24 protein-coding genes are annotated in these 25960 nt (G+C 65.9%); 14 read left to right on the plus strand and 10 right to left on the minus strand.

Features of this window, described 5'->3' with window-relative positions; all coding sequences use genetic code 11:
* Positions 1-241 precede the first annotated feature (241 nt).
* The 4 genes from AC1DFU_RS18955 to AC1DFU_RS18970 all read right to left on the minus strand — a co-directional run bounded on the left by AC1DFU_RS18955 (position 242) and on the right by AC1DFU_RS18970 (position 3723).
* Positions 242-1717, minus strand: coding sequence for an NAD(P)(+) transhydrogenase (Re/Si-specific) subunit beta (locus AC1DFU_RS18955; RefSeq protein ID WP_092298802.1), 1476 nt, complete (start codon positions 1715-1717; stop codon positions 242-244).
* Positions 1714-2037: an NAD(P) transhydrogenase subunit alpha part 2 gene (locus AC1DFU_RS18960; RefSeq protein ID WP_092298993.1), complete on the minus strand. Its 324-nt coding sequence runs from the start codon at positions 2035-2037 to the stop codon at positions 1714-1716. Before AC1DFU_RS18960 ends, AC1DFU_RS18955 begins: the two co-directional genes overlap by 4 nt.
* A 123-nt stretch (positions 2038-2160) precedes the next feature.
* Positions 2161-2526, minus strand: coding sequence for an aspartate 1-decarboxylase (gene panD, locus AC1DFU_RS18965; RefSeq protein ID WP_092298805.1), 366 nt, complete (start codon positions 2524-2526; stop codon positions 2161-2163).
* A 75-nt stretch (positions 2527-2601) separates the two neighbouring features.
* A complete protein-coding gene (locus tag AC1DFU_RS18970; protein WP_092298808.1) occupies positions 2602-3723 on the minus strand; it encodes a Re/Si-specific NAD(P)(+) transhydrogenase subunit alpha in 1122 nt (373 codons plus the stop codon).
* 345 nt (positions 3724-4068) lie between these two features.
* Between AC1DFU_RS18970 and AC1DFU_RS18975 the strand changes: the two genes are divergently transcribed.
* The 5 genes from AC1DFU_RS18975 (at position 4069) to mnmA (ending at position 7836) form a co-directional block, all read left to right on the plus strand.
* Positions 4069-4827, plus strand: coding sequence for a TorF family putative porin (locus AC1DFU_RS18975; protein ID WP_092298811.1), 759 nt, complete (start codon positions 4069-4071; stop codon positions 4825-4827).
* A gap of 131 nt (positions 4828-4958) precedes the next feature.
* Positions 4959-5315: a hypothetical protein gene (locus tag AC1DFU_RS18980; protein WP_092298814.1), complete on the plus strand. Its 357-nt coding sequence runs from the start codon at positions 4959-4961 to the stop codon at positions 5313-5315.
* The gene (locus AC1DFU_RS18985; RefSeq protein ID WP_092298818.1) at positions 5302-6273 is read left to right on the plus strand and encodes a 4-hydroxy-tetrahydrodipicolinate synthase family protein; all 972 of its coding nucleotides are present in this window, start codon (positions 5302-5304) and stop codon (positions 6271-6273) included. Before AC1DFU_RS18980 ends, AC1DFU_RS18985 begins: the two co-directional genes overlap by 14 nt.
* Positions 6254-6760 carry an NUDIX hydrolase gene (locus tag AC1DFU_RS18990; protein ID WP_092298821.1) on the plus strand — a complete coding sequence of 169 codons (507 nt, stop codon included), beginning with the start codon at positions 6254-6256 and terminating at the stop codon, positions 6758-6760. Before AC1DFU_RS18985 ends, AC1DFU_RS18990 begins: the two co-directional genes overlap by 20 nt.
* Positions 6757-7836 (plus strand): tRNA 2-thiouridine(34) synthase MnmA, encoded by a 1080-nt coding sequence (gene mnmA, locus AC1DFU_RS18995; RefSeq protein ID WP_441592268.1) that lies wholly within the window; start codon positions 6757-6759, stop codon positions 7834-7836. Before AC1DFU_RS18990 ends, mnmA begins: the two co-directional genes overlap by 4 nt.
* Positions 7837-7890: 54 nt before the next feature.
* Here mnmA and AC1DFU_RS19000 read toward each other — a convergent pair whose 3' ends face one another.
* Positions 7891-8508 (minus strand): glutathione S-transferase C-terminal domain-containing protein, encoded by a 618-nt coding sequence (locus AC1DFU_RS19000; protein ID WP_092298827.1) that lies wholly within the window; start codon positions 8506-8508, stop codon positions 7891-7893.
* Positions 8509-8906: 398 nt separating this feature from the next.
* On the opposite strand from AC1DFU_RS19000, the gene purB reads away from it, so the two are divergent.
* From purB to AC1DFU_RS19040, 8 genes are all read left to right on the plus strand, one after another.
* Positions 8907-10283: an adenylosuccinate lyase gene (purB, locus tag AC1DFU_RS19005; protein WP_092298830.1), complete on the plus strand. Its 1377-nt coding sequence runs from the start codon at positions 8907-8909 to the stop codon at positions 10281-10283.
* Between the two features lie 258 nt (positions 10284-10541).
* Positions 10542-11126 carry a cytochrome b gene (locus tag AC1DFU_RS19010; protein ID WP_441592270.1) on the plus strand — a complete coding sequence of 195 codons (585 nt, stop codon included), beginning with the start codon at positions 10542-10544 and terminating at the stop codon, positions 11124-11126.
* Between the two features lie 33 nt (positions 11127-11159).
* Positions 11160-11735 (plus strand): YceI family protein, encoded by a 576-nt coding sequence (locus AC1DFU_RS19015; RefSeq protein WP_092298836.1) that lies wholly within the window; start codon positions 11160-11162, stop codon positions 11733-11735.
* Positions 11736-11814: 79 nt separating this feature from the next.
* Positions 11815-12405: a YceI family protein gene (locus AC1DFU_RS19020; protein ID WP_092298839.1), complete on the plus strand. Its 591-nt coding sequence runs from the start codon at positions 11815-11817 to the stop codon at positions 12403-12405.
* A gap of 334 nt (positions 12406-12739) precedes the next feature.
* Positions 12740-14131 carry a class I SAM-dependent methyltransferase gene (locus AC1DFU_RS19025; RefSeq protein WP_092298842.1) on the plus strand — a complete coding sequence of 464 codons (1392 nt, stop codon included), beginning with the start codon at positions 12740-12742 and terminating at the stop codon, positions 14129-14131.
* On the plus strand, positions 14103-15491 hold the full coding sequence (locus AC1DFU_RS19030; protein ID WP_255370932.1) for a sensor histidine kinase: 1389 nt from the start codon (positions 14103-14105) through the stop codon (positions 15489-15491). The genes AC1DFU_RS19025 and AC1DFU_RS19030 overlap by 29 nt, the downstream gene beginning before the upstream one ends.
* Positions 15492-15498: 7 nt before the next feature.
* Entirely contained in the window at positions 15499-16632 is a 1134-nt protein-coding gene (locus tag AC1DFU_RS19035; RefSeq protein WP_092298845.1) for a hybrid sensor histidine kinase/response regulator, read from the plus strand.
* Positions 16629-17627 (plus strand): response regulator, encoded by a 999-nt coding sequence (locus tag AC1DFU_RS19040; RefSeq protein WP_092298848.1) that lies wholly within the window; start codon positions 16629-16631, stop codon positions 17625-17627. The genes AC1DFU_RS19035 and AC1DFU_RS19040 overlap by 4 nt, the downstream gene beginning before the upstream one ends.
* A gap of 67 nt (positions 17628-17694) precedes the next feature.
* On the opposite strand, the gene secF is transcribed toward AC1DFU_RS19040, so the two are convergent.
* The 5 genes from secF to queA form a co-directional block, all read right to left on the minus strand.
* A complete protein-coding gene (gene secF, locus AC1DFU_RS19045) occupies positions 17695-18669 on the minus strand; it encodes a protein translocase subunit SecF (protein WP_092298851.1) in 975 nt (324 codons plus the stop codon).
* Positions 18670-18693: 24 nt separating this feature from the next.
* The gene (secD, locus tag AC1DFU_RS19050; RefSeq protein ID WP_092298854.1) at positions 18694-20559 is read right to left on the minus strand and encodes a protein translocase subunit SecD; all 1866 of its coding nucleotides are present in this window, start codon (positions 20557-20559) and stop codon (positions 18694-18696) included.
* Positions 20560-20796: 237 nt separating this feature from the next.
* Positions 20797-21123: a preprotein translocase subunit YajC gene (gene yajC, locus AC1DFU_RS19055; protein ID WP_092298857.1), complete on the minus strand. Its 327-nt coding sequence runs from the start codon at positions 21121-21123 to the stop codon at positions 20797-20799.
* A gap of 211 nt (positions 21124-21334) precedes the next feature.
* Entirely contained in the window at positions 21335-22465 is a 1131-nt protein-coding gene (tgt, locus tag AC1DFU_RS19060; protein WP_092298860.1) for a tRNA guanosine(34) transglycosylase Tgt, read from the minus strand.
* A gap of 15 nt (positions 22466-22480) precedes the next feature.
* A complete protein-coding gene (queA, locus tag AC1DFU_RS19065; RefSeq protein ID WP_441592274.1) occupies positions 22481-23533 on the minus strand; it encodes a tRNA preQ1(34) S-adenosylmethionine ribosyltransferase-isomerase QueA in 1053 nt (350 codons plus the stop codon).
* Positions 23534-23684: 151 nt separating this feature from the next.
* Here queA and recG point away from each other — a divergent pair, with 151 nt between their 5' ends.
* Entirely contained in the window at positions 23685-25871 is a 2187-nt protein-coding gene (gene recG / locus AC1DFU_RS19070) for an ATP-dependent DNA helicase RecG (protein WP_477159815.1), read from the plus strand.
* The last annotated feature ends 89 nt before the right edge of the window (positions 25872-25960 follow it).

The raw sequence follows: 25960 nt of genomic DNA on the forward strand, positions 1-25960 counted from the left end.
CAGCGAATGAAGAGCGAGGGTTTGGGGGCCGTGGCAAGCCAGTATAGCGCGCGGATGGGTCCACGCAATGTTGCCGCACCAAAGGAGGCCAAAAGCAAACGGCCGGCGTTGGTTGCCGGCCGCATGTCTTCGATTTCGTTGATTTCAGGTCTTCACGCCGCTTTAATCACCGAGGGTTTCCGGCCTGATTGTCAGTCGGATTCCGATTCCGATTCGGATTTGCGTTCCGCGGTGTCCGGCCTTATTCCACGGCCTTGAACATGTCCTCGACCACCTTCTTGGCATCGCCGAACACCATCATGGTCTTGTCCATATAGAACAGCTCGTTGTCCAGGCCCGCGTACCCGGCCGCCATCGAGCGCTTGTTCACGATGATGGTCTTGGCCTTGTACGCCTCCAGGATCGGCATGCCGGCGATGGGCGACTTCGGATCGGTCTTGGCGGCCGGGTTGACCACGTCGTTGGCGCCCAGCACCAGCACAACGTCGGCCTGCCCGAACTCGCTGTTGATGTCCTCCATCTCGAAGACCTGGTCGTACGGCACCTCGGCTTCCGCCAGCAGCACGTTCATATGGCCCGGCATGCGGCCCGCCACGGGGTGGATCGCGTACTTTACGATCACGCCCTTGTCGTGCAGCTTCTCGGTCAATTCTTTAAGTGCATGCTGAGCGCGGGCCACCGCCAGGCCGTAGCCGGGCACGATGATCACGGTTTCGGCATTGCCCATCAGGAACGCGGCGTCGTCGGCCGAGCCGGACTTCACGTTGCGCTGGGCCTGCGCGCCGGCCGGGCCGGCTGCCGCCGCGTCGCCGCCGAAGCCGCCCAGAATCACGTTGAAGAACGAGCGGTTCATCGCCTTGCACATGATGTACGAGAGGATGGCACCGGACGAGCCCACCAGCGAGCCGGCGATGATCAGCATCGGATTGTTCAGCGAGAAGCCGATGCCCGCCGCCGCCCAGCCCGAGTACGAGTTCAGCATCGAGACCACCACAGGCATGTCCGCGCCGCCGATCGGGATGATGATCAGCACGCCCAGCACGAAGGCCAGCGCCAGCATGATGAGGAACGGCAGCCACGCCTGCGACAGGAAGAAGATGATGCCGAAGCCGAACATCGCCACGGCCAGCAGCAGGTTCAGCCAGTGCTGGCCCGGGAACACCACCGGGGCGCCCTGGAACAGCCGGAACTTGTAGCGCCCCGCCAGCTTGCCGAAGGCGATCACCGAGCCCGAGAACGTGATGGCGCCGACGAAGCAGCCGATGAACAGTTCGATCCGGTTGCCGGTGGGAATCAGGTGCGAGCCAGCCGGCGCGATGCCGAACGCAGCCGGCTCCGCCACGGCGGCCACGGCGATGAACACCGCCGCGAGACCGATCAGCGAGTGCATCGCCGCCACCAGTTCCGGCATCTTGGTCATCTCGACCTTGCGCGCCACATAGGCGCCGATGCCGCCACCGACGACCAGCGCGCCGAAGATCAGCGCCAGGCCCGTGCCCACCGACGACTGGGCCGTGCCCGCCGCCAGGAACTCCTCCTTGAGCTTGACGATCAGCGCCAGCGTGGTCACCACGGCGATGGCCATGCCGATCATGCCGAAGGTGTTGCCCTTGCGGGCCGAAGCGGGGTGGGACAGGCCCTTGAGCGCCTGGATGAAGCAGACCGAGGCCACGAGGTACAGCAGCGTGACGAGGTTCATGCTGACGAGTCCGGTCATCGTGCCCCCTCCTTGCCAGCCAGCTTCTTCGGTTCCTTCTTCTTGAACATCTCCAGCATGCGCTGGGTCACGAGGAAGCCGCCGAACACATTGACGGCCGCCAGCGCCACCGCCAGCGTGCCCATGATGCGGCCCACGCTGCCTTCCGTGAGGCCGGCCGCCAGCATGGCGCCGACGATGATGATGGCCGAGATCGCATTGGTCACGGCCATCAGCGGGGTGTGCAGGGCCGGCGTTACCGTCCAGACCACGTGGTATCCCACGTAGATTGCCAGCACAAAGATGATCAGGTTGATCACCGTGTGGTTCACCATCTCCATCGACTTCTCCTCGTTGCTTTCGAATTCTTCGTGCTTCGTATCGATGTGGGACTGCAGGGCCGGCACCGCCACCGCGCCGGGCGGCTCGCCCCGGGCGCGGCTATCGCAAAAAATCCAGAAAGATCAGTCGATCTTCTTGATTTCCTTGATGCGGTTCTTCTCGTCCACCAGGATGACCTTGGGCTTATAGGTCTTCACTTCCTCGTCGCTCATCGGTGCGTAGGTGCAGATGATCAGGTGGTCGCCCAGGTGCGCGCGGCGCGCGGCGGCGCCGTTCAGCGAGATCTCGCCGCTACCGCGTGCACCCTTGATGATGTACGTGGAGAAGCGCTCGCCGTTCTGTACGTTGTACAGCTCGATCTTTTCGAACTCCTTCATGTCGGCAGCGTCGAGAAGATTCTCGTCGATGCCGCACGATCCCTCGTAATGGAGGTCCGCCTGCGTCACGGTGACACGGTGGAGCTTGGCGCGGAGCATGTTGCGTTGCATGGGTGATACGTCCTTGGTTGAGGCTGGGTGGGCCGTCCGCCGGTGTGTCCTGGCGTGGCGGCTCCGGTTGGGAATCTAGGCGGCCTGCCTGACGAGCTGGCCGTCCTTGCACATCAGGCAGGCGGCGACGATGTCGTCCTCAAGGTTGAGCGTGTAGCGCGCATCCTTGTCGACGATCAGCTTGAGGAAGTCGAGCACGTTGCGCGCGTAGAGCGCCGAGGCGTCCGCGGCGACCATGCCGGCCAGGTTGGTGTAGCCGATCAGGACCACGCCGTGGCGTTCCACGACCTCGTCGGCCACGGTCAGCGGGCAGTTGCCGCCCTGGGCGGCGGCCAGGTCGACCACTACCGAGCCGGGCTTCATCTGCTTGACAGTGTCTTCCTGCAGCAGCACGGGCGCCTTGCGGCCCGGGATCAGCGCGGTGGTGATGACGATGTCGGCCTGCGTGGCGCGCTGGTGCACCAGTTCCGCCTGGCGGCGCATCCAGTCGGCCGGCATGGGACGGGCGTAGCCGCCCACGCCCTGGGCGATCTCGCGTTCCTCGTCGGTCTCGAACGGTACGTCGAGAAATTTGGCGCCAAGCGACTCGATCTGCTCTTTTACGGCGGGGCGGACGTCCGAGGCCTCGATCACGGCGCCCAGCCGCTTGGCCGTGGCAATCGCCTGGAGACCGGCCACGCCGGCGCCAAGGATCAGCACGCGCGCGGCCTTCACCGTGCCGGCGGCCGTCATCAGCATCGGCATGAAGCGCTGGTAGTGGTGCGCGGCCACCAGCACGGCCTTGTAGCCGGCGATGTTGGCCTGCGACGACAGCACGTCCATGCTCTGCGCGCGCGTGGTGCGCGGCGCGGCCTCGAGCGCGAACGCGGTGATGGCCGCACTGGCCATGCGCGCGTTGTTCTCGATATCGAAGGGATTGAGCATGCCCACCAGCACGGCGCCCGGCTTGATCTGGGCGCGCTCGGCATCGTCCGGTGCCCGCACCTTCAGCACCAGCTCGGCGCCGAAGGCATCGGCAGCCGTGCCGATCCGTGCGCCGGCGGCTTCGAACGCCGCGTCGGGAATGCTGGCGCGTACGCCTGCGCCAGCCTGCACCGTGACCTGATGCCCTTGGGCAACGTACTTCTTGATGGTCTCCGGGGTGGCGGCGACGCGTGCCTCGCCTGCCCGCGTTTCCTGCGGGATGCCGATATGCATCGTCAATTTCTCCTTTAGCTGGCGTCGTATCTGATTGGGCGGGCTGACGTCCTGGCCCGTTGGTCCACCGCGGCGCGGCGCACCAATTTTTGCGCAGCTTACCCGAAACTTACGTTCGGTGGTGACTGCCCGGTCGACGATTTGTGCGGTCGCCACGACTCATTTTTGCGACGCATGAAACGACTCGTTTAATGCAGGCAGGATTCCCTCTTGATTCGAACATGTTGCCGGGGCGCCCAATCTTGATGCCGATTTGATGCGCCGCTCCGTATCGTGACGGGTACGCCGCTTTCCCTCTTTTTCGGGGAAGGGCGCCTCCAAACACCCGTTACGCATCCAGCATCCATGATCGCTACCCGCCTTACCGCCCTCGTCCTCCTTGCCGCCCCGTGCGCCACCGCGCTCGCCCAGGAGGCGGAAGCCTCGCCCCACACCTTCACCGCCAATGTCACGCTGGCCAGCGAATACCGCTACCGGGGCCTGATGCAGTCCGACCGCCGCCCGGCCATCCAGGGCGGGTTCGACTACACCCACGCGAGCGGGCTCTACCTCGGCAACTGGAACTCAAGCATCAGCTGGCTTTCGGACAGCAACGCGGAAGTCTCCGCCCCGGTGGAGATGGATTTCTACGGCGGCTTCCGCAACACGTTCAAGCTGGCCGACGCCGAATTCAACTATGACCTCGGCGTGCTCGAGTACTACTACCCTGGCGATTATCCGAGTGGCTTCACGCGTCCCTACACCACCGAGGTCTATGCCGGCATCGGCTACGGCCCAGTGTTCCTCAAGTACTCGCACGCGCTGACCAACCTGTTCGGATTTGGCGACACCAAGAACAGCTACTACATCGACCTCACGGCCAACGTGCCGCTCAATGTGTGGGACCTGACGGTCAACGCGCACGTGGGCTACCAGGGCGTGAAGAACCTCAGCGACGCCTCGTATACCGACTGGAAAATCGGCGTGACCAAGGACTTCGGCAAGGGCCTGAGCGTGGCCGTAGCCTACCTCGACACCAACGCCAAGCGTGGCACTTATACGAATTCGCATGGCCGCTACATGGGCAAGGCGACCGCGCTCGCGTCCATCACAAAGACGTTCTGACCGGGTTCGACGACGCGGCGTTGATGCGTTGTTGATACCCGGCGCCGCGATTGCTGCATCAATTTGAGACGCCGCTCCCTAGCATGGAGCCATGTTCCACAGACGATCCGCCCCGCGCGGATTCAAGCGTAATGCGACAGTCGCGACAGTCCTCGAGCCTCGCCGTTGCCTTTGCCACCGTCCCGCGCCGCCGCGCCGGGCGTGACGCCCTGCCAGCCTCCGCCGCCAGCGATGGCCACTGGATCCGCCTGCGCCTGGCGGTGGCCTCGGCGCAGGTCTTCATGCTGCGCCAGACGCTGCACGTGGCCATCGGCAAGCTCGCCCGTGTGTATGTGGTGGAGGTGGACCATCGGCACGGGGAAACCACGCTCCATGTGGAAGTGGAGCGCGCCGGCCGCGACGCCGCCATGCACGCCATCATGACCGCGCTGCCGGCCGCCGAGTTCGGCATCACGACGATGCTGGGGAGCGATCATGCCGCGCACTGATTCGGTCATCGGCGATGGCCTGTGGCTGCCGCTGGTCACGCCGCTGCGCCACGGCGCGCCCGACCTGCGCGCCGCCCAGCAACTGGCCGCGCACTATGCTGGCGCCGGTGTGGATGGCCTGATCGTGCTCGGCACGACGGGCGAGGGCGGCCTGCTGACCGAGGCAGAGCGGCTGATGGTCACCGCAGCCGTGCTTGAGGTGGCGCAGGGCCGCATGCCGGTCATGGCGGGCGTGGGCGGCGTGGACACGCGCTCGGTCTGCGAGCAGGTGCGCACGCTGGATCGATTCGACCTCGCCGGCTACCTCGTCCCGCCGCCGTACTACCTGCGCGTGTCGGACGAGGGCATCGCCTGGCACGTGCGCCGCGTGGCCAGCCAGACGGCGCGCCCGCTGATGCTCTACAACGTGCCGAAGCGCACCGGCTCCACGATTTCCCCCGCGCTGGCACTGCGGCTGGCCGACCATCCGCAGGTCGTGGCGATCAAGGAATGCGACCGCACCGGGCTGCGCGCGTTGGCCGGGCAGGATGCCCTGCGCGTGTTCTGCGGCGAGGATGCCGCCATGCTCGACCACCTGCTGGCCGACGGCGCAGGCGTGGTGCCGGCTGCCGCCCATATCCGCCCGGACTTGTTCGTCCGGCTGCTGCAACTGGCCCGCACCGGCTGCGACGAAGCGGCGCGCGCGCTGTTCCGCCAGCTCTCGCCGCTGATCGACCTGATGTTCGCCGAGCCGAACCCGGCGCCGGTCAAGGCCGCGCTGGCGCTGGCAGGCCTGGCCCGCGCCGAGGTGCGCCAGCCGCTCACGCCGGCCACGCGCGCGCTGACGGCCCGCCTGGAAGCGGCCATGGCCCTGCTGCCGCCCGCGGTGTTTCCGCCCTTTCCGCCTTCATCCCTGCACATTCCGACAGCAACCGGTAAAATGCCGGATTGCTTAAAAAATGTGCATCATGTCACGTGAATGGAACGCCAGCGTCACAGTTGCCGCTGTCATCGAACGCGGCGGCCGCTTCCTGTTGGTTGAAGAGGAAACGCGCGACGGCCTGCGGCTGAACCAGCCGGCCGGCCACCTGGAAGCGGGCGAGAGCCTGATCCGCGCCGTCGTGCGCGAGACCCTCGAGGAAACCGCCCACACCTTCGAGCCGCGCGCGCTGATCGGCTGCTATATGAGCCGGGGGCTCTCCTCGCGCGACCAGGGCGACACCACCTATATCCGCTTCGCCTTCACGGGCGACCTCGGCACGCTCGATGAAGGCCGCCAGCTCGATACCGGCATCATCCGCACGCTGTGGATGACCGCCGAGGAACTGCGCGCCTGCCCCGAGCGCCATCGCACCCCGTTGCTGATGGCCTGCGTGAACGATTACCTCGCCGGCAAGCGCTTCGCGCTGGATGTGCTTTATACGCATCCCACAAGCGTGGCGGTCAGCACCGGAGACGCATCGTGAGCGGCAAGCGGGTGGTGGTGGGTATGTCGGGCGGGGTCGATTCGTCGGTCACCGCGTGGCTGCTCAAGCAGCAGGGGTACGAAGTCATCGGCCTGTTCATGAAGAACTGGGAGGACGATGACGACAGCGAATACTGCTCCACGCGCGAGGACTGGCTCGACGTGGTGTCCGTGGCCGACCTGATCGGCGTGGACGTGGAGGCGGTGAACTTCGCCGCCGAGTACAAGGACCGCGTGTTCGCCGATTTCCTGCGCGAATACTCGGCCGGGCGCACGCCCAATCCGGACGTGCTCTGCAATGCCGAGATCAAGTTCAAGGCGTTCCTGGACCACGCGATGTCGCTCGGCGCCGAGACCATCGCCACGGGCCACTATGCGCGCGTGCGGCAGGCGGACAACGGGCGCTTCGAGCTGCTCAAGGCGTTCGACCACACCAAAGACCAGAGCTACTTCCTGCACCGGCTGAACCAGGCGCAGCTGTCGCGCACGCTGTTCCCGCTGGGCGAGATGCCGAAGACGCGCGTGCGCGAGATTGCCGCCGAAATCGGCCTGCCGAACGCGAAGAAGAAGGATTCGACCGGGATCTGTTTTATCGGTGAACGGCCGTTCCGCGACTTCCTCAATCGCTACCTGCCGACCAAGCCGGGGCCGATGAAGACGCCCGAGGGCAAGGTGGTGGGGGAGCACATCGGGCTGGCGTTCTATACGCTGGGCCAGCGCAAGGGCATTGGGCTGGGCGGCAGCCGCGAAGGCAGCGGCGACGCCTGGTACGTGGCGCGCAAGGACATGGCCAATAACTCGCTCTACGTGGTGCAGGGGCACGACCATCCGTGGCTGCTGACGCCGGTGCTGGAAGCGGCGGACCTGTCCTGGGTGGCGGGTGAGCCACCTGCGGCCGGCGCCGAGATGGCGGCCAAGACGCGCTATCGCCAGAGCGATGCGGCCTGCCGCGTGGAAGCGGCCAACGGCGAGGCGCTGAAGCTGGCCTTCGCCGAAGCGCAGTGGGCGGTGACGCCGGGGCAGTCGGCCGTTCTCTACGACGGCGACGTCTGCCTGGGCGGCGGCATCATCCAGTAATTGTCTGATGAGGCACATCGGCGCACAGAGGCGCCGGCGTGCCCAATCTACCGCTCAACCCGCCGAAGGCGGGGCGGTGTCGATGAACGACTGGCGCTTCTCGATCTTTTCCTGGAACGCGGCGAGGTTCGGGTACTGCTCGCGCCAGGCGATGTCCGGGAAACGGAAATCCAGATAGGCCAGCGCGCAGCCCACGGCCACATCGGCCAGGGTGAAATGGATGCCGGTGCACCACGGGCGGTCGCCCAGGCCGGAAGACATCGCGCCCAGTGCGGCGTCGATCTTGGTCCGCTGGCGCTTGACCCATGATTCGCTGCGCTGGCCCTCTTCGCGCTGGGTGGTTTCCAGGCGGACCAGCAGCGCGGCGTCGAGCAGGCCATCGGCCAGGGCTTCCCAGCAGCGCACTTCGAGGCGCTCGCGGCTGCCTTGCGGAATCAGGCGGCCGACTGGCGACAGCGTATCGGCGTATTCGGCGATCACGCGCGAATCGAAGACCGCGCCGCCATCCTCCATGACCAGGCAGGGCACCTTGCCGAGCGGGTTGAACTGGCCGATGATGGTCGCGGGCGACCAGACGTTCTCCTCGATCATCTGGTAGTCGACCTTCTTTTCCGCCAGCACGACGCGCACCTTGCGCGCGTACGGGCTGGTGTGGGACGCATACAGCTTCATGTTCTCCCCTTGAGCTTGTTATGAAGTGCATCGGCGCTCTGTGGCTGCCATGGCGCCCTGGCGGGCGGCATGTCGATGGACTTCATAACAGGCTACTGGAACGGCGAGCGCGAGTATACCCGCGCCGGCCCGCGGATGCCGTGTCAATGCGGCGCTTCGCACGCTCTGTGTCGCCTGACCCATGGCGCGCCGCACAGGCGCGGTGGGCGATGGTAAAATCCCGCGTTGCGCGATGCCGGCCAGCCCTTTGTGGCGTGCCGGCGGCAGGTCCGATGGCGCGCCCGGCGGCTCGCCCCGTGCGGCGCATCGGTCGCTTGAAGCCGCCCGCCTCGCCAGTCTTCGCATGGTTACCGCGCCCCCGCGGAAACCCGTCTTCCCTCTTTCTCCCGGTTGCCAGCATGTCCACCCCATCCCTTTCGCCGCTCACCGCACTGTCTCCCATCGATGGCCGTTATGCCGCCAAGGCCGACGCGCTGCGCGAGTGGCTCTCCGAGGCGGCCTTCATGCGTAATCGCGTGAAGGTCGAGGTCAACTGGCTGATCGCCCTGGCCCAGGCCGGCCTGCCGGACGTGCCGAAGTTCTCGGCCGATTCCGAGGCGAAGCTGCAGGCACTGGTGGAGAACTTCACCGAAGCCGACGCCGCCCGCATCAAGGACATCGAGGCCGTGACCAACCACGACGTCAAGGCCGTGGAGTACTGGCTCAAGGAACAGGTCAAGGGCAACGCCGAGCTGGAGGCCGCGAGCGAGTTCATCCACTTCGCCTGCACCTCGGAAGACATCAACAACACCTCGCACGGCATGATGCTCAAGGGCGCCCGTGACGGCGTGCTGGTGCCCACGCTCCAGCGCGTGCAGGCCCGCCTGGTGGAACTGGCCAAGGCCAACGCTACCCAGCCGATGCTGTCGCGCACGCACGGCCAGCCGGCCAGCCCGACCACGCTGGGCAAGGAAATGGCCAACGTGGCCGCCCGCCTGGCGCGCGCCATCGAGCGCATCCAGCGCGTGGAACTGCTCGGCAAGATGAATGGCGCGGTGGGTAACTACAACGCCCACCTGTCGGCCTACCCGACGTTCGACTGGGAAGCGTTCTCGAAGCAGGTGATCGAGTCGCGCCTGGGCCTGAGCTTTAACCCGTACACCATCCAGATCGAGCCGCACGACTACATGGCCGAGCTGTTCGACGCCATCGCGCGCGCCAACACGATCCTGCTGGACCTGAACCGGGACGTGTGGGGCTATATCTCGCTGGGCTACTTCAAGCAGCGGACCAAGGCCGGCGAGATCGGCTCGTCGACGATGCCGCACAAGGTCAATCCGATCGACTTCGAGAACTCGGAAGGCAACCTCGGCCTGGCCAACGCCGTGCTGCGCCACCTTTCGGAAAAGCTGCCGGTTTCGCGCTGGCAGCGTGACCTGACGGACTCCACCGTGCTGCGCAACATGGGCGTGGCGTTCGGCTACAGCCTGCTGGCCTACGAGGCCTGCCTGCGCGGCCTGGGCAAGCTGGAAACCAATCCGGAACGCCTGAACGAAGACCTCGACAACTGCTGGGAAGTGCTGGCCGAGCCGGTGCAGACCGTGATGCGCCGCTTTGGCGTGCCGAACCCGTACGAACAGCTCAAGGAGCTGACGCGCGGCAAGGGCATCTCGCGCGAGGCGCTGCAGACCTTCGTGTCGGGCCTGGCGATTCCGGACGATGCCAAGCAACTGCTGCTGGACATGACGCCGGCCAGCTACATCGGCAAGGCCGTGGAACTGGCGAACAAGATCTGACGACGCAGGCGGACCCGGAAGGGGTCTGAATCGACGGGAAAGAAGGGCTGGCGTTGCGCTGGCCCTTTTTTTCGCCCCTGCGGCAATGCGTCACATCAAATCATTTGAACGACTTCATGAAGTTCCGCATCTCATAGCGCACGGACGAATGCCAATAATGCGAGAATTCCTGCCAGCAGGGTAGGGCGACACAAGCCCCCGCTGGCCGATGGCCGGTCCGGACGATCGCTATAAGAAAAATCGAAGGGATTCACAGACATGACTTCATACGGGGTGCACAGCGTCGCGCGCAGTCGCGGCGGCAATGGTGCCAATGGCTACACGGCGACCGCTATCGGCCTGCACTGGCTGATCGCGTTCGGCATTTTCGCGGCGTTCGGGCTGGGCCTGTACATGACCGGCATTCCGGGCCTGACGCCGACCAAGCTCAAGCTCTTCTCGTGGCATAAATGGCTCGGCGTGACGATCTTCGCCGTGGCCGTGCTGCGCGTGCTGTGGCGCGCTACCCACGCCGCACCGCCCGTGGCGGCCGGCACGCCGGCCTGGCAGGCCCGCGCCGCCGCCGCCGCGCACCATCTGCTGTATGTGCTGATTATCGTGGTGCCGCTGACCGGCTACTTCTATAGCCTATCGGCCGGCGTGCCGGTGGTCTACCTGGGTCTCTGGAAGATGCCGGTACTGATCGAGGCCAATACCACGCTCAAGCCGATCCTGCAGGCCGCCCACGCCTGGCTCAACTACCTGATGGCAGGTATCGTGCTGCTGCACGCGGCCGCCGCCATCAAGCACCAGGTGATCGACCGCGACGGCACGCTCGCCCGGATGATTCCGTTCCTGCGCTGAATGACATCGTATTTTCCTGAGAGGAGTGCACCGATGAAACGCATGACCCGTCCTGGCGCCATCGTCGTGGCCGCCGCGCTGGCCACGGCCGGCCTGGCCGCCAACCTGGCCTGGGCGCAGATCGACACAGCCAAGAGCACCGTCACCGCCACGGCGCGGCAGATCGGCGTGCCGATGGAAGGCAAGTTCAAGAAATTCGACGCAACGGTCGATTTCGACCCGGCCAAGCTGGCCACGTCGTCCGCCAAGGTGGAAATCGACGTGTCGAGCTTCGAGATCGGCGATGCCGAGACCACCAAGGAGGTCAAGGGCAAGGACTGGTTCGACGCTGCCAAGTATCCCAAGGCCGTGTTCCAGTCCACCGCCATCAAGGCCGGCGCGGCGGGCAAGTACGATGTGACTGGCAAGCTGACCATCAAGGGCAAGACCCTGGACGTGGTGGTGCCTGCCACGTACAAGCAGGACGCGGCAGGGCAGGTGTTTGACGGTGTGCTGCCGATCAAGCGCACCGTGTTCAATATCGGCGACGGCGAATGGAAGGACACTTCCGTGGTGGCCGACGACGTGCAGATCAAGTTCCACATCGTAACCCCGGCGAAGAAGGGCTGAGGCAGGCCGCGTGCCCGCCCATCGATTTCCTCGCTGTATTTCGACTTTCCTCTCCAACCTTTTGACGGGAGACCTAGACATGAAGATGCGCACCCTGTTCGCGGCTGTTGCCGCTGCCTCCGCCACGCTGGCCGCCGGCGCCGCCATGGCCAATGCCGTGACCTACAACGTGGACCCGACCCACACCTACCCGAGCTTCGAGGCCGACCACCTGGGTGGCCTGTCCAACTGGCGCGGCAAGTTCGACAAGTCGACCGGCGTGGTCACGCTGGACCGCGCGGCCAAGGCCGGCACGGTCGAGATCAAGATCGACCCGTCGTCGATCGACTTCGGCAACGCCAAGCTGAACGAGCATGCCAAGGGCCCGGAAATGTTCGACGTGCAGGCCTTCCCGGAAGCCACGTACAAGGGCAAGTTCTCGAAGTTCAAGGGCGACGTGCCGACCGAAGTGGATGGCGTGCTGACGCTGCGCGGCGTGTCCAAGCCGGTGAAGCTGGAAATCCGCCAGTTCAAGTGCATCGAACACCCGATGCTCAAGCGCGAGGCATGCGGCGCCGATGCGGTGGGCCAGTTCAACCGCGCGGACTTCGGCATCGACTACGGCGCGAAGTACGGTTTCAAACAGGACGTCAAGCTGGCGATCCAGGTGGAAGCCGTCAAGGCGGACTAAGTCAGGCGTTTGTTACAAGACGCGAAGGGCCGGCAACACGCCGGCCCTTTTTTTCGTTCCTGCCGATACCCCTCTTCATGGCGCGGAAGCAATGTTGTATGGTTTCCGACAGCCACAGTACAATGGCTCGCCGCAGTCCCACCTTCGGGGGCGCCGCGCCTGCCATTCCTGGCGTGCGTCTGCCCCATAACCGGTCACGCGCATTGTTATGAGTATTGGCTGCATTCCCTGATTCCGGTATCCCCGCCGCAAGCTTCTTGCCTGAGCTGTACCCGGCCGGCCCCTTCGGGTGCCCCGGCCCGCAGCGTTCCCTGGATTTCCCTGGCGCGATACCGTGTACTCCAAAACGCAAATCGATCCGGTAGTTAGCTTCCGCAACTCGCAGGGCGAGCAGGTGCGGGGCACGATCATCAATCTCCAGCGCAAGTCGCTGGTGATGGAAATCTACAATCCTTACTCGATCGTTCAGGTCAGCGAGGTGCTCAGTGAGCTGAGCGTGCGGATGGGGGCGAAGAACGCCTACCTCGGCAAGGCCGTGGTCATGAGCCTGGTGAATACCGGCCTGACCGCCGTGGTCTCCCTGACGCTGATCGACGAATGGCGCGAGCTGACCGACGTCAACGACGCACCGAAATCGGTCGCGCGCGAGGCCGAACTCTTCGTGCAGGACTGGGACACCCGTTTCAATATCCGCCGCGACTACCAGATCGTGGTCAACGAGATGCGCGCGTATCTCTCGGAGGTGTCGCGCTGGGTCGAGCAGGTGGACCTGACCGAGTCGCTGCCGAAGACCGAGGGGCGCCTGCGCGAGGACGTGTTCTACGAGCTGGCCGTGCCGCTGATGGGCAAGGTCAAGGTCTACCTGGACTGGCTCGAGGGCGAGGCCCAGCAGGTGGACCCCGAGATCGCCCCGGTGCACCGTACCTACGCCCAGGCGGCCCTGCACCCGCTGCTGCTGCGAGCCCCGTTCGTCTATCGGACATTTACGAAGCCGCTCGGCTATGCCGGCGACTACGAGATGGTCAACCAGATCCTGAGCGACCCGCAACAGGGGCCGACCACGTACTTCCAGATCGTCAACACAGCGTTTCTGAAGGCGGCGGTGGCCACCGCGCACCGCAACCGGATCGACCTGCTGGTCGATTACCTGACCCGCCAGGCCGAGCGCGCGCGCGCCGAAGGCCGGCCGTTCCGCGTGCTGAACGTGGGCTGCGGGCCGGCGTTCGAGATCCAGCGCTTCGTGCGCGAGTATCCGAATCCGGAACTGCTGTCGTTCCAGCTCGTGGATTTCAGCGAGGAAACGCTCGCTTACACGCGCAGTTCCATCGAGCGCTCGGCGGCTTCGGCCGGGCACAAGGTGTCCGTCGACATGGTCCACCAGTCGGTGCATGACCTGCTCAAGCGCCGCATCTCGCCCGACGACCCCACCACGCGTACGTTCGACGCCGTGTACTGCGCCGGGCTGTTCGACTACCTGTCGGACAAGGTCTGCGCGCGGCTGCTGACCTATTTCGCCTCGCGCACGCGCCCGGGCGGCAACCTGCTGGTTACGAATGTCCACTCCGACAACCCCGAGAAGTTCGGGATGGAGCACCTGCTGGAGTGGTACCTGATCTACCGCGACGAGGCCAGTATGGCCTCGCTGCTGCCGGAGAACTCGAATGCCCACCGACTCTATGTCGATGAAACCGGCGTCAATGTCTTCGCCGAAGCCGCTATCCAGTGACGCCGAGGCGGCGCCGTCCGCCCCGGCCGCGCGTGGCAACGAGCTGTACGCCGGCTACCAGTCCGAACTGGCCGACTTCCGCCTGGCGTTCAGCCGGGGCGGCGCCTACACGGCCATCGTACTGGTGCTGCTGGGCGTAGGGCTCGACTACGGCCAGTATCCGGACAAGCAGCTGCCATTCGCCGTGGCGCGGATCGTGGTGTCGCTGCTGATCGCCGGGGTGATCGTCGCGCTGTACAGCAACGCCGGCCGCCGCTTCGCGCCGTGGCTGACGATGTCGTGGCTGCTGCTGCCGCAGGTCATGATCGCGTGGATGATCTCGCAGACCGAAGGCGTGGAGTCGCCGTACTACGTGGGCCTGAACCTGGCGATCTTCGCCTCGGGTATCGCGCTGCCGTTCGGGCTCTGGCAGAACCTCGTCTTCGGCGTGCTCTCGTACCTGCTCTACGCCGCGGCGTGTTTGCTGCACTCGGGCGGCGTCGAGCCGATGGGCACTTTCATCGTCAATTCGCTGTTCCTGCTCTTTGCCGCGGCAGCCAGTGGCGTGTACACGTTCTTTAATGAACGGGCGCGCTTCATGCTGTTCCGCCTGAAGGCCGAAGTGGCTGACAAGAACACCGAACTCGAGGTCATCAACCGCAAGCTGGTCGATATCAAGGGCCAGATGCTCCAGCAGGAGAAGATGGCGGCCATCGGTACGCTGGCGGCGGGGTTGCTGCACGAAGTCAACAATCCGGTGAACTTCTGCCTGATGGCGATCGAGGTGGCCATGGAGGAACCGGTCACCAAGAACGAGCCGGGCCTCGAGGAATGCCTGGTCGATGCCAAGCAGGGCATGCAGCGCATCCAGCATATCGTCTCCGACCTGAAGACATTCGCCTACCGCAAGCCGGGGGCCGAGGTGGAGGGCACCCCGTTCCTGTTCGAGAAGGCTCTCGACTCATCGGTCCGGCTGACCGCGCACGAGTTGCGCGGCGTAAAGGTCACGCGCGAATTGCCCGACGATACGCTGGTGATGGGCGACGAAGCGGCCATTATCGGCGTGCTGATCAACCTTTTCTCGAATGCCGCGCTGGCCATGCGAAAGGCCGGTACGCAGCAGCCTGCCATCCACACCACGGTGAAGTGGACCGATGGGCGGATGCACGTGGCCGTACGCGACAACGGGCCGGGCATCGCGCCGGAGCATCTCGCGCGCGTGTTCGAGCCGTTCTTCACCACCCGCGAGGTGGGCCAGGGGCTTGGCCTCGGGCTGTCGATCAGCTACGCGGTTGTCGAGCGCCACGGCGGCGTGCTGTTTGCCGAGAGCGAACTGGGCCAGTGGGCCGCGTTCAGCTTCGACCTGCCGCGCGCGGAGTGAGGGGGCAATGAGCGATACCAGCCAGCCGCGCCCGACCGTGCTCTACGTCGATGACGAAGAGATGGCGTGCAAATACTTCGCGCGGGCCGTCGGCAACGAATATGAGGTGCTGTCGGCCACCAGCGCCGATGCCGCCATGGCGGTGCTGCACGCACATCACGCGCAGATTTCCATTCTAGTAACCGATTTCCGCATGCCGGGGCGTGATGGCGGTGATTTGCTGCGCCAGGTGGCGCAGGAATACCCGCATATCGTCCGCCTGCTCGTGACGGCCTATGCCGACAAGGACATGCTGCTGAAGACCGTGAACAGCGGCGAGGTCTTCCGCATCCTGGAAAAGCCGCTGGCCGTGGCCGAGATCCGCGACGTGCTGCGGCTGGCCGGCGAGCGCCACCGGGAACGCGCGGTCCGTCAGCAGCGCCTGATGGCCATCGACGAGACGCTGGCGTTCCTGGCCCATGAGCTGAACACCCCGCTGGCGGCCATCGCCAACTTCGCGCGCGGCATCGGCTCGCGCGTGGCGGGCGAGTACAGCCCGCAGCGCAACGCCGAGATCGGCCATGCGGCCGGTGCGATGCATGACAACGCCCAGTATTGCCTGGCAGTGCTGTCGTCGTTCCTGCAGTCCGTGCGCAGCAGCGCGGGCACGGTGGCGCCCAAGCCGGGTGTTGGGCAGGAGGTCAGCGCGGGCGCGCTGGTGGCATCGCTACTGGATACCTATCCTTTTGCCGATAACCAACGTGACTGGGTGCAAGTTGAGCTGCATGGCGATTTTCCGGTGCCGACGCTGCCGAATTGCGTGGCGCTGGTGCTGTCGTCCGTCATGAGCAACGCGCTGCGGGCGCTGGGCGACGTGCCCACGCCGGCGCTGCGCTTCGTGGTGGTGGCTGGCGAGCGCCCCGAGATCCGTATTGCTGACAATGGTCCCGGCATTCCCCCGGAAGTGATGGACCGGCTGCTTGTGGACCCGGTCACGACGCACGCGGCGGCCGGCGGCAGCGGCCTCGGCATGATTTTCTGCAACCGCGTGATGCAGTCGTTCGGCGGCGGCATCCGCATTGCCTCGGCAACCGGGGCCGGCACCACCGTTACCCTCGATTTCCCAAATTTCAAGAATCGTATGCACAGGAGTGATCGATGAGCGAACTGAATACTACGCAGGCACCCCCGGCGATTCTGTTCGTCGATGACGAGGCCACGGCCGTCAAATACTTCCAGCGCGCCATTGGCCAGCTGGCTCCGGTGGTAACCGGCGGCTCGGTGGAGGAGGGCAAGGCCCTGCTCGACGCCCATGCCGATAGCCTCGCCGTGCTGGTTTCGGACCAGCGCATGCCGGGCGAGTATGGCAATGAACTGCTGCGCTACGCGCGCGAGCGCTACCCGCACATTGTGCGCATCCTGACCACGGCCTATTCGGAACTGGACCAGACCGTGGAAGCGGTGAACCAGGGCCAGATCCATCGCTATATCAAGAAGCCGTGGGATATCACCGCGCTGCGCATGGAGCTGAAGCAGGCGCTGGAGCTGGCCGGGCTGCGCAAGGAGCGTGACCAATTGCTGCGCGAGAAGCTGTCGGTGCTGCAAAAGCAGACCGTGGCCACGCGCGTCGGCATGGTGCAGGCGTTGTGCGCGAGCCTGATCGGCCCGGGCCGCTTCCAGCCGGTGGAAACCTATCTCGCCGGCACCTCGCTGGCTGGCGCGCGCAACGCGGAACCTGACTGGCAACGCCTGGACTACGCCGATCTGGTCGGCGCGGAGAGTCAGCGCAGCGGCACGTTCGGCCACGCAGTGGGCAAGCGGCTCATCGAATTGCGAGGTCGTCTGGCCGGGAAGGGTGCCGCCGACGCGGTGGCGGTCCTCGCCGAAACGCTGGGCGACGGCGCCGTGCGGCGCGACGGCGATACTGTGACCTGGCTGGCCCCGTCGGCGCTCGGCGAGTTCGTTGGCAACCCGGTGGGCGAGGTGGTTTCGGCCGGGCACGCCGACTGGCTGGCCGTTCTGCTATGGATCGAGGAAGCCGGTGGCGCGCTGAAGTTGCAGCGCGAGGCCGATGCCATCTCGGCACGCGCCGGCGTGCGGACCGAGACGTTCGCTTCGGACCGCCTCGCGGTGTGGATCGAGCAGCTGTCGGACTAAGCCTGCGGCATAGCAACGAAAAAGGCGCCCTCGGGCGCCTTTTTCGTTTCCAGCGTGCCAGCAGCCGTCAGGCCTGCGCGCCGAAGTTCGGGTCGTTGCGGTCGTTGGTATCGCCGGGCTTCTTCTCGCCCTTGATCAGGTCCTCGCGCTTCACGCCCAGCCACATCGCCAGCGCCGCAGCCACGAACACCGACGAATAGATACCGAACAGGATACCCACCGTCAGGGCCAGCGCGAAGTAATGGAGCGTCGGGCCGCCGAAGAAGAACATCGACAGCACCATCATTTCGGTCGAACCGTGCGTGATGATGGTCCGCGACATCGTGCTGGTGATCGCGTTGTCGATGACCTCGTGCGTGGTCATCTTGCGGTACTTGCGGAAGTTCTCGCGAATCCGGTCGAAGATCACGACCGACTCGTTGACCGAGTAACCCAGCACCGCCAGCACCGCCGCGAGCACCGACAGCGAGAATTCCCACTGGAAGAACGCGAAGAAGCCCAGGATGATCACGATGTCGTGCAGGTTGGCGATGATGCCCGCCACCGCGAACTTCCACTCGAAGCGGAACGACAGGTAGATCACGATGCCGGCCACCACGCACAGCAGCGCCAGCAGGCCATCCGTGGCCAGTTCCTTGCCCACCTGCGGGCCGACGAACTCCACGCGCTGGAGCTTCACGTCCGGCGTGGCGGCCTGCAGCGCGCCCATGACCTGCTCGCTCTGCTGGGCCGAGGTCACCGGCTTGCCGTCCGGACCCTTCTGCAGCGGCAGACGGATCATGATGTCGCGCGAGGTGCCAAAGTTCTGCACCTGCACGTCGGTGTAGCCGAGCTTGCCGACCTGTCCCCGAATCTTCTCAAGGTCGGCCGCCTGCGAGTAGGTCACCTCCATCACCGTACCGCCGGTGAACTCGATCGACAGGTGCAGGCCCTTCTGCCAGAGGAAGAAGACAGCCGCGGCAAACGTCAGGAAGGAAATCACGTTGAAGACCAACGCGTGCTTCATGAACGGAATGTCGCGCTTGATGCGGAAAAATTCCATGATGTTGTCCTGATGTGTCCGTGCTTACTTGGCGACCGGCGTTTCGGTGTCCGGCTTCCAGATCTGGCCGATGGCCACGCTCTGGAGCTTCTTCTTGCGGCCGTACCAGAGGTTGACCAGGCCGCGGTTGAAGAACACCGCCGAGAACATCGAGGTCAGGATGCCCAGGCAGTGCACCACCGCGAAGCCGCGCACCGGGCCCGAACCGAAGGCCAGCAGCGCGAGGCCGGCGATCAGGGTGGTCACGTTGGAGTCCAGGATGGTGGCCCACGCGCGGTCGAAACCGACCGCGATGGCCATCTGCGGCGAGGCCCCCGAGCGCAGCTCCTCGCGGATACGCTCGTTGATCAGCACGTTGGCGTCGATGGCCATGCCCAGCACCAGCGCGATAGCGGCGATGCCCGGCAGCGTCAGCGTAGCCTGCAGCATCGACAGCACGGCAATCAGCAGCAGCAGGTTAACGCCCAGCGCGGCCACCGAGAACATGCCGAACAGCATGTAGTACAGCACCATGAACACGGCGATGGCGCCGAAGCCATAGGCCACGGAGTCGAAGCCCTTCTGGATGTTGTCCGCGCCCAGCGACGGGCCGATCGTGCGTTCCTCGATGATGTCCATCGGAGCCGCCAGCGAGCCGGCGCGCAGCAGCAGCGCCAGGTCATTGGCCGCCTCGGTCGAGTACGAGCCCGTGATCTGGAAGCTCGAACCCAGTTCCGACTGGATCGTCGCCACGGTCAGGACTTCACCTTTGCCCTTCTCGAACAGCACGATGCCCATCGGCTTGCCGATGTTCTCGCGCGACACGTCACGCAGCACGCGACCGCCCTGGGCGTCGAGCTTGATGTTGACGGACGGGCGCTGGTTCTGGTCGAAGCCGGCCGAGGCGGATTCGATGCGGTCGCCGGTGAAGATCACCTGCTTCTTGAGGACCACCGGCGCGCCGTTGCCCTGGGTGAACAGCTCGCTGCCGAACGGCACCGGGTCGCCCGGACGCGGGTTGCGCGGCGCGTCGTTGTCGGCCAGGCGGGCCTCCAGCGTGGCCGTGCGGCCGATGATGTCCTTGGCCTTGGCGGTGTCCTGCACGCCGGGCAGCTGCACCACGATGCGGTCCGCGCCCTGTTGCTGGATCACCGGCTCGGCCACGCCGAGTTCGTTCACGCGGTTGTGCAGCGTGGTGATGTTCTGCTTGACGGCGGCGTCCTGCACGGCCTTGCGGGCTGCGTCGGTGAACGTGCCGACCACGTTGTTGCCGTCCATCGTGAACGACAGTTCCCGCAGGCTGTCGGCCAGCACGGCGCGCGCGCGGTCGCCATCGGCGGCGCTGCCGAAGCGCACGATCAGGCGGGCGCCATCGCGGTCGATGCCGCCATGGCGGATGTTCTTGTCACGGAGCAGGGTGCGGGCATCGCCGGACAGGCTGTCCAGCTTCTTGTCCACCGCGCCCTTCATGTCCACCTGGAGCAGGAAGTGCACGCCACCGCGCAAATCCAGGCCCAGGTACATTGGCAGCGCGTGCATTGCGGTCAGCCAGCGCGGCGAACCGGACAGCAGGTTCAGCGCCACCACGTAGGTCGGGTCGGCCGGATCCGGGTTCAGCGCCCGGGTCAGCGCATCCTTGGCCTTGAGCTGCTCGTCCGTGGTGCGGAAACGCGCCTTGACCGAGCCGGACTGGCCGGACACGTCGAAGAACACGCCGTCAGGCTGGAGCTGACTCTGCGCCAGCACCTCCTCCACGCGCTTCTGCATGGACAGGTCGACCTTGACGGTGGCCTTGGCGGACGAGACCTGCACGGCCGGGGCCTCGCCGAAGAAGTTCGGCAGGGTGTAGATGATGCCGATGGCCAGGGCCACCAGGATCACGATGTACTTCCAAAGCGGATAACGATTCATCTCTGGCCAGTCATTGCGGTTGGCGTGGCCGACGGGCGCGCGGGGGGCGCGCCGATCCGGCCGGACCGGTTGGCAAACAGCCGCCTGGCAGCCCTGGCCGGGTCTGGTATGGACCCGCGGGCTGGTTCAGGCGGCTGCTGGGGCATGCGCACGGCAAGATGAACAGCCGTGCTGACGAACATGCCGGGAAAATCAGGCGGGTTCAGGCGCCGCATGCGTGGCGCCCGGCGGGCCCGGTCAGAGCGACTTCAGCGAGCCCTTCGGCAGCACCGTGGTCACGGCATTCTTCTGCACGGTGACTTCGGTGCCTTCGGAGATTTCCACTACCACGTATTGCTCGTTGACCTTGACCACGCGGCCCAGGATGCCGCCGGCGGTGACGACTTCGTCATTCTTGGCCAGCGCTTCCATCATCGCCTTGGCTTCCTTCTGGCGCTTCATTTGCGGGCGGATCATGATGAACCACAGCACCGCAAACATCAGGATGATGGGCAGGAAGCTCATCAGGCCACCCGCCGCGCCACCGGCGCTGGCAGTCTGGGCAAAAGCGTTGGAAATCAGCACGTTACTTCTCCGTCACAAAGGTCAATCAGGGAATCGGGCATTCTATCACCCGTGTTTGTCCCGCCAGAGCATTCTAGGTTCGAATTGCGGGTTTGTTCGGGGTGATTTGCACGTCCTTTTCCAGACGTTGCAGACACCCGCCAACATTCGACCATGCCACCGCCCGAAGTTCATTCGGTTGTCTGGTTTTCAGAACATTCTCAAGCGGCGCCTACTTGGTCCCGCGCGCGCGGTGCTCGGCGAACTGGCGCCGGAACGGCTCGAAGCGGTGCTCCTCGATAGCCGTGCGCATCTCGCGCATCAGTTCCAGGTAGTAATAGAGGTTGTGGATCGTGTTCAGGCGCGCGCCGAGGATTTCGCCCACGCGGTGCAGGTGGTGCAGGTAGGCGCGCGAGAAATTGCGGCAGGTGTAGCAGCCGCAGGTCTCGTCCAGCGGGCGCGGGTCGTTGCGGTGGGCCGCGTTGCGGATTTTCACGTCGCCAAAGCGGGTGAACAGCCAGCCGTTGCGGGCGTTGCGGGTCGGCATCACGCAGTCGAACATGTCCACGCCCGAGGCCACGCCGGCCACCAGGTCTTCCGGCGTGCCCACGCCCATCAGGTAGTGCGGCTTGTTGGCCGGCAGGCGGGGGCCCACGTGTTCCAGCACGCGCATCATGTCTTCCTTGGGCTCGCCCACGGACAGCCCGCCGATGGCGTAGCCGTGGAAGTCCAACTCGGACAGCCCGGCCAGCGACTCGTCGCGCAGATCCTCGAACATGCCGCCCTGGACGATGCCGAACAGCGCGTTCGGGTTGTCCAGCCGCTCGAACTCGTCGCGCGAGCGCTTGGCCCAGCGCAGGCTCATGCGCATCGAGCGCGCGGCCTCGTCGTGCGTGGCGGGGCGGCCATCGATCTCATAAGGCGTGCACTCATCGAACTGCATGACGATGTCCGAGTTCAGCGTGCGCTGGATCTGCATCGAGATCTCGGGCGACAGGAACAGCTTGTCGCCATTCACCGGCGACGCGAACGTGACCCCATCTTCGGTGATCTTGCGTAGTTCTCCGAGTGAAAACACCTGAAAACCGCCTGAATCGGTCAGGATGGGCTTGTCCCAGCCGACAAAGCGATGCAGGCCCTCATGCGCCTCCACCACGTCCAGCCCGGGGCGCAGCCACAGGTGGAAGGTGTTGCCGAGGATGATCTGCGCGCCGATCTCGTTCAGTTCGAGCGGCGACATGGCCTTGACCGAGCCATAGGTGCCCACGGGCATGAAGATGGGCGTCTCCACGACGCCGTGGTTCAGGGTGACGCGGCCGCGGCGGGCGTTGCCATCGGTGGTCAGCAGTTCGAAATCGAGCATTTGGCGGGTCTCAGGTCAGTCCAGGCGGGTCAACAGCATGGCGTCGCCGTAGCTGAAGAAGCGGTAGCGTTGATCCACGGCGTGGCGATAGGTGGCGCGGATGGCCTCCACGCCGGCCAGCGCCGAGACCAGCATCAGCAGCGTGGACTTGGGCAGGTGGAAGTTGGTGATCAGGGCATCGACCAGCCGGAAGCGGTACCCCGGCGTGATGAAGATGTCGGTGTCGCCGCTGTGCGGGGCCAGCGTGCCGTCCGCCGCCGCGGCGGATTCGAGCGCGCGCAGCGAGGTGGTGCCCACGGCGATCACCCGGCCGCCGCGCGCGCGGGTCTCGCGCACCGCCTCGGCCAGTTCGGGCGTGATGGCGTACCACTCCGCGTGCATCTTGTGTTCGGCGAGGTTCTCCGTCCGCACCGGCTGGAACGTGCCGGCGCCCACGTGCAGCGTCAGGAACGCGCGGCGCACGCCCTTGGCATCGAGCCGCGCGAACAGCGCGTCGTCGAAATGGAGCCCGGCCGTCGGCGCCGCCACGGCGCCCGGGTTGCGGGCATAGACGGTCTGGTAGCGGGTTTCGTCGTAGGCGTCGGGATCGTGCGTGATGTAGGGCGGCAGCGGCAGGCGGCCGTATTGCTCGATCAGGTCCAGCGCGGGCGCGGGAAAGCGCAGCGTGAAGAACTGGTCGACGCGCGGCCCCACCGTCACGGCGAAGGCATCGTCGGCCAAGTGCAGTTGGCTGCCCTCAGCGGGCGTTTTCGACGCGCGCACCTGCGCCAGCACCGTATGGCTGTCGACCACGCGCTCCACCAGCACCTCTACCCGGCCGCCGCTCGGCTTCTGGCCGAAGAAGCGCGCCTTGATCACGCGGGTGTCGTTGAAGACCAGCAGGTCGTTGGGACCGAGGTAGTCCAGGATGTCGCTGAACGCGCGGTCGACCAAGCGCACGGCGTCGGCACGGTCTTCCGGCGCGGTCCGCTCCACCACGAGCAGGCGGCTGGCGCTGCGGTCGGGCAGGGCGGATTGCGCGATCAGCTCGGGCGGCAGGGGAAAATCGAAGTCGGATAGCGTCAACATTGCTTCAGAATAGCGGGCACGGCAAGCGGGTGGCGGCACCGGGTTGGGGCGTCGTCACAGGCATGGGTACAATCGGCGAATCCGACATTGTAAGGCTTGGGACGTCCGCGCATCGGCCAGTCCCCCGTTTACCGCCCATATTCACGCGCTGATGCCAGGCACCGCCACCGACTCCCTCGACCGTCGCGACGATAGCGAAAACAGCGAACCCAGCGACCGCAACGACACGTCCGTCGAGCGCGCCCCGAAGGGCAAGCCGGCCGCGCCGGCCAAGCCGTCGTCGGCCGTGGCCCGCCTGGCCAAGCTGGGGCTGCGCCGCCCGGTGGACCTCGTGCTGCACCTGCCCATGCGCTACGAGGACGAAACCGCGCTGGAAACCATCGGCGAGGCCATCCGCCGCGCCGGCATGGGCCTGGCCGCGCAGGTGGAGGGCGAGGTCATCTCGAACGAGGTTACCTTCCGGCCGCGCCGCCAGCTGGTGGTCAAGATCGCCGACGACACCGGCGAGCTGACGCTCCGCTTTCTCAATTTCTATGGCAGCCAGACCAAGCAGATGGCCGAAGGCGTGCGCCTGCGCGTGCGCGGCGAGATCCGCGGCGGCTTCTTCGGCGCCGAGATGGTCCACCCGCAGGTGCGCCCCGTGGTGCCCGGCGAGGCCCTGCCAGACCGCCTGACCCCGGTCTATCCCGCCACGGCCGGCATCTCGCAAGCCTATCTGTGCAAGGCGATTGGCGGGGCGATGTCCCGCACGCCGATGCCCGAGACGCTGCCGCAGGCCGTGCTGCAGGGCCCGGTTGCCCAGCTAAAGCTGGCGCCGCTGGCCGATTGCCTGCGCCTGCTGCACAACCCGCCGCCGCAGGAGAGCGAGGCCGCGCTGGCGGACCGCTCGCACCCGGCCTGGCAGCGGATCAAATTCGACGAATTGCTGGCCCAGCAGATCTCGCTGCGGCGCTCGCAGGCCGCGCGGCGCGAGAAGAACGCGCCGTCGATGCCGCGCCACGCGGACGGGCTGCTCACGCGCTTCCTGGCCGCGCTGCCGTTCCGGCTGACCGGGGCGCAGGAGCGCGTGGTGGAGGAGATTGCCGCCGACATGACGCGCCCGCACCCGATGCACCGCCTGCTCCAGGGCGACGTGGGCAGCGGCAAGACCATCGTGGCCGCGCTGGCCGCCTGCCAGGCCATCGACGCCGGTTATCAGGCCGCCCTGATGGCACCCACTGAAATCCTCGCCGAGCAACACTTCCGCAAGCTTTCCGCGTGGCTGGAGCCGCTGGGCGTGCCCGTGGTCTGGCTGGCCGGCAGCCTCAAGGCGAAGGAGAAGCGCGAGGCCGCTGCGCGCGTGGAATCGGGCGAGGCGCAGCTGGTCATCGGCACCCACGCGCTGATCCAGGACACCGTGCGCTTTGCGCGGCTCGGGCTGTCCGTGGTCGATGAACAGCACCGCTTCGGCGTGGCGCAGCGGCTGGCGCTGCGCGGCAAGGCGGGGGAGGCGGACACGAAAGCCGCGCCGGACAAGGTTCCGCATCAACTGATGATGTCGGCCACGCCGATCCCGCGCACGCTGGCCATGACCTACTACGCCGACCTCGATGTGTCCGTGATCGACGAACTGCCGCCGGGCCGCACGCCAATCGTGACCCGGCTCGTCAACGACGCGCGGCGCGACGAGGTGATCGAACGCGTGCACCACGCCGCCGCCGAGGGCCGCCAGGTCTACTGGGTGTGCCCGCTGATCGAGGAATCGGAGGCGCTCCAGCTACAGACTGCCGTCGAGACGTATGAAACGCTAATCGCCGCGCTGCCGGACCTGCGCGTGGGGCTGGTCCACGGCCGCCTGCCGCCCGCCGAGAAGGCTGCGGTCATGGGCGATTTCAGCGCCAACCGGCTCCAGGTGCTGGTGGCGACCACGGTGATCGAGGTGGGGGTGGATGTGCCGAACGCCTCGCTGATGGTGATCGAGCATGCCGAGCGCTTCGGCCTGGCCCAGCTGCACCAGCTGCGCGGGCGCGTGGGGCGGGGCAGCGCGGAATCGGTCTGCCTGCTGATGTATCAGGCGCCGCTCTCGCCCACGGCGCGCGAGCGGCTGGCCACGATGCGTGAGACCACCGATGGCTTCGAGATCGCCCGGCGCGACCTCCAGATCCGCGGCCCCGGCGAATTCCTGGGCGCGCGCCAGTCGGGCGAGGCCATGCTGCGCTTTGCCGACCTCAACACCGATGCCTGGCTGGTGGACTATGCCCAGGAAGCTGCCGAACTGATGCTGGCGCGCTTCCCCGAGGCCGTGGAAGCGCATCTTCTGCGCTGGCTGGGGGGGCGGGAGCACTTTTTGAAGGCGTGACGGCGCGTAAGACAAGTCTTATATGTGCCTAAGACGATACATTACAGTGCCGATCTGACAGAAGGCACAATCGAAGTTAAAATCTATCG

Source organism: Cupriavidus sp. 10L45 (assembly GCF_056395225.1).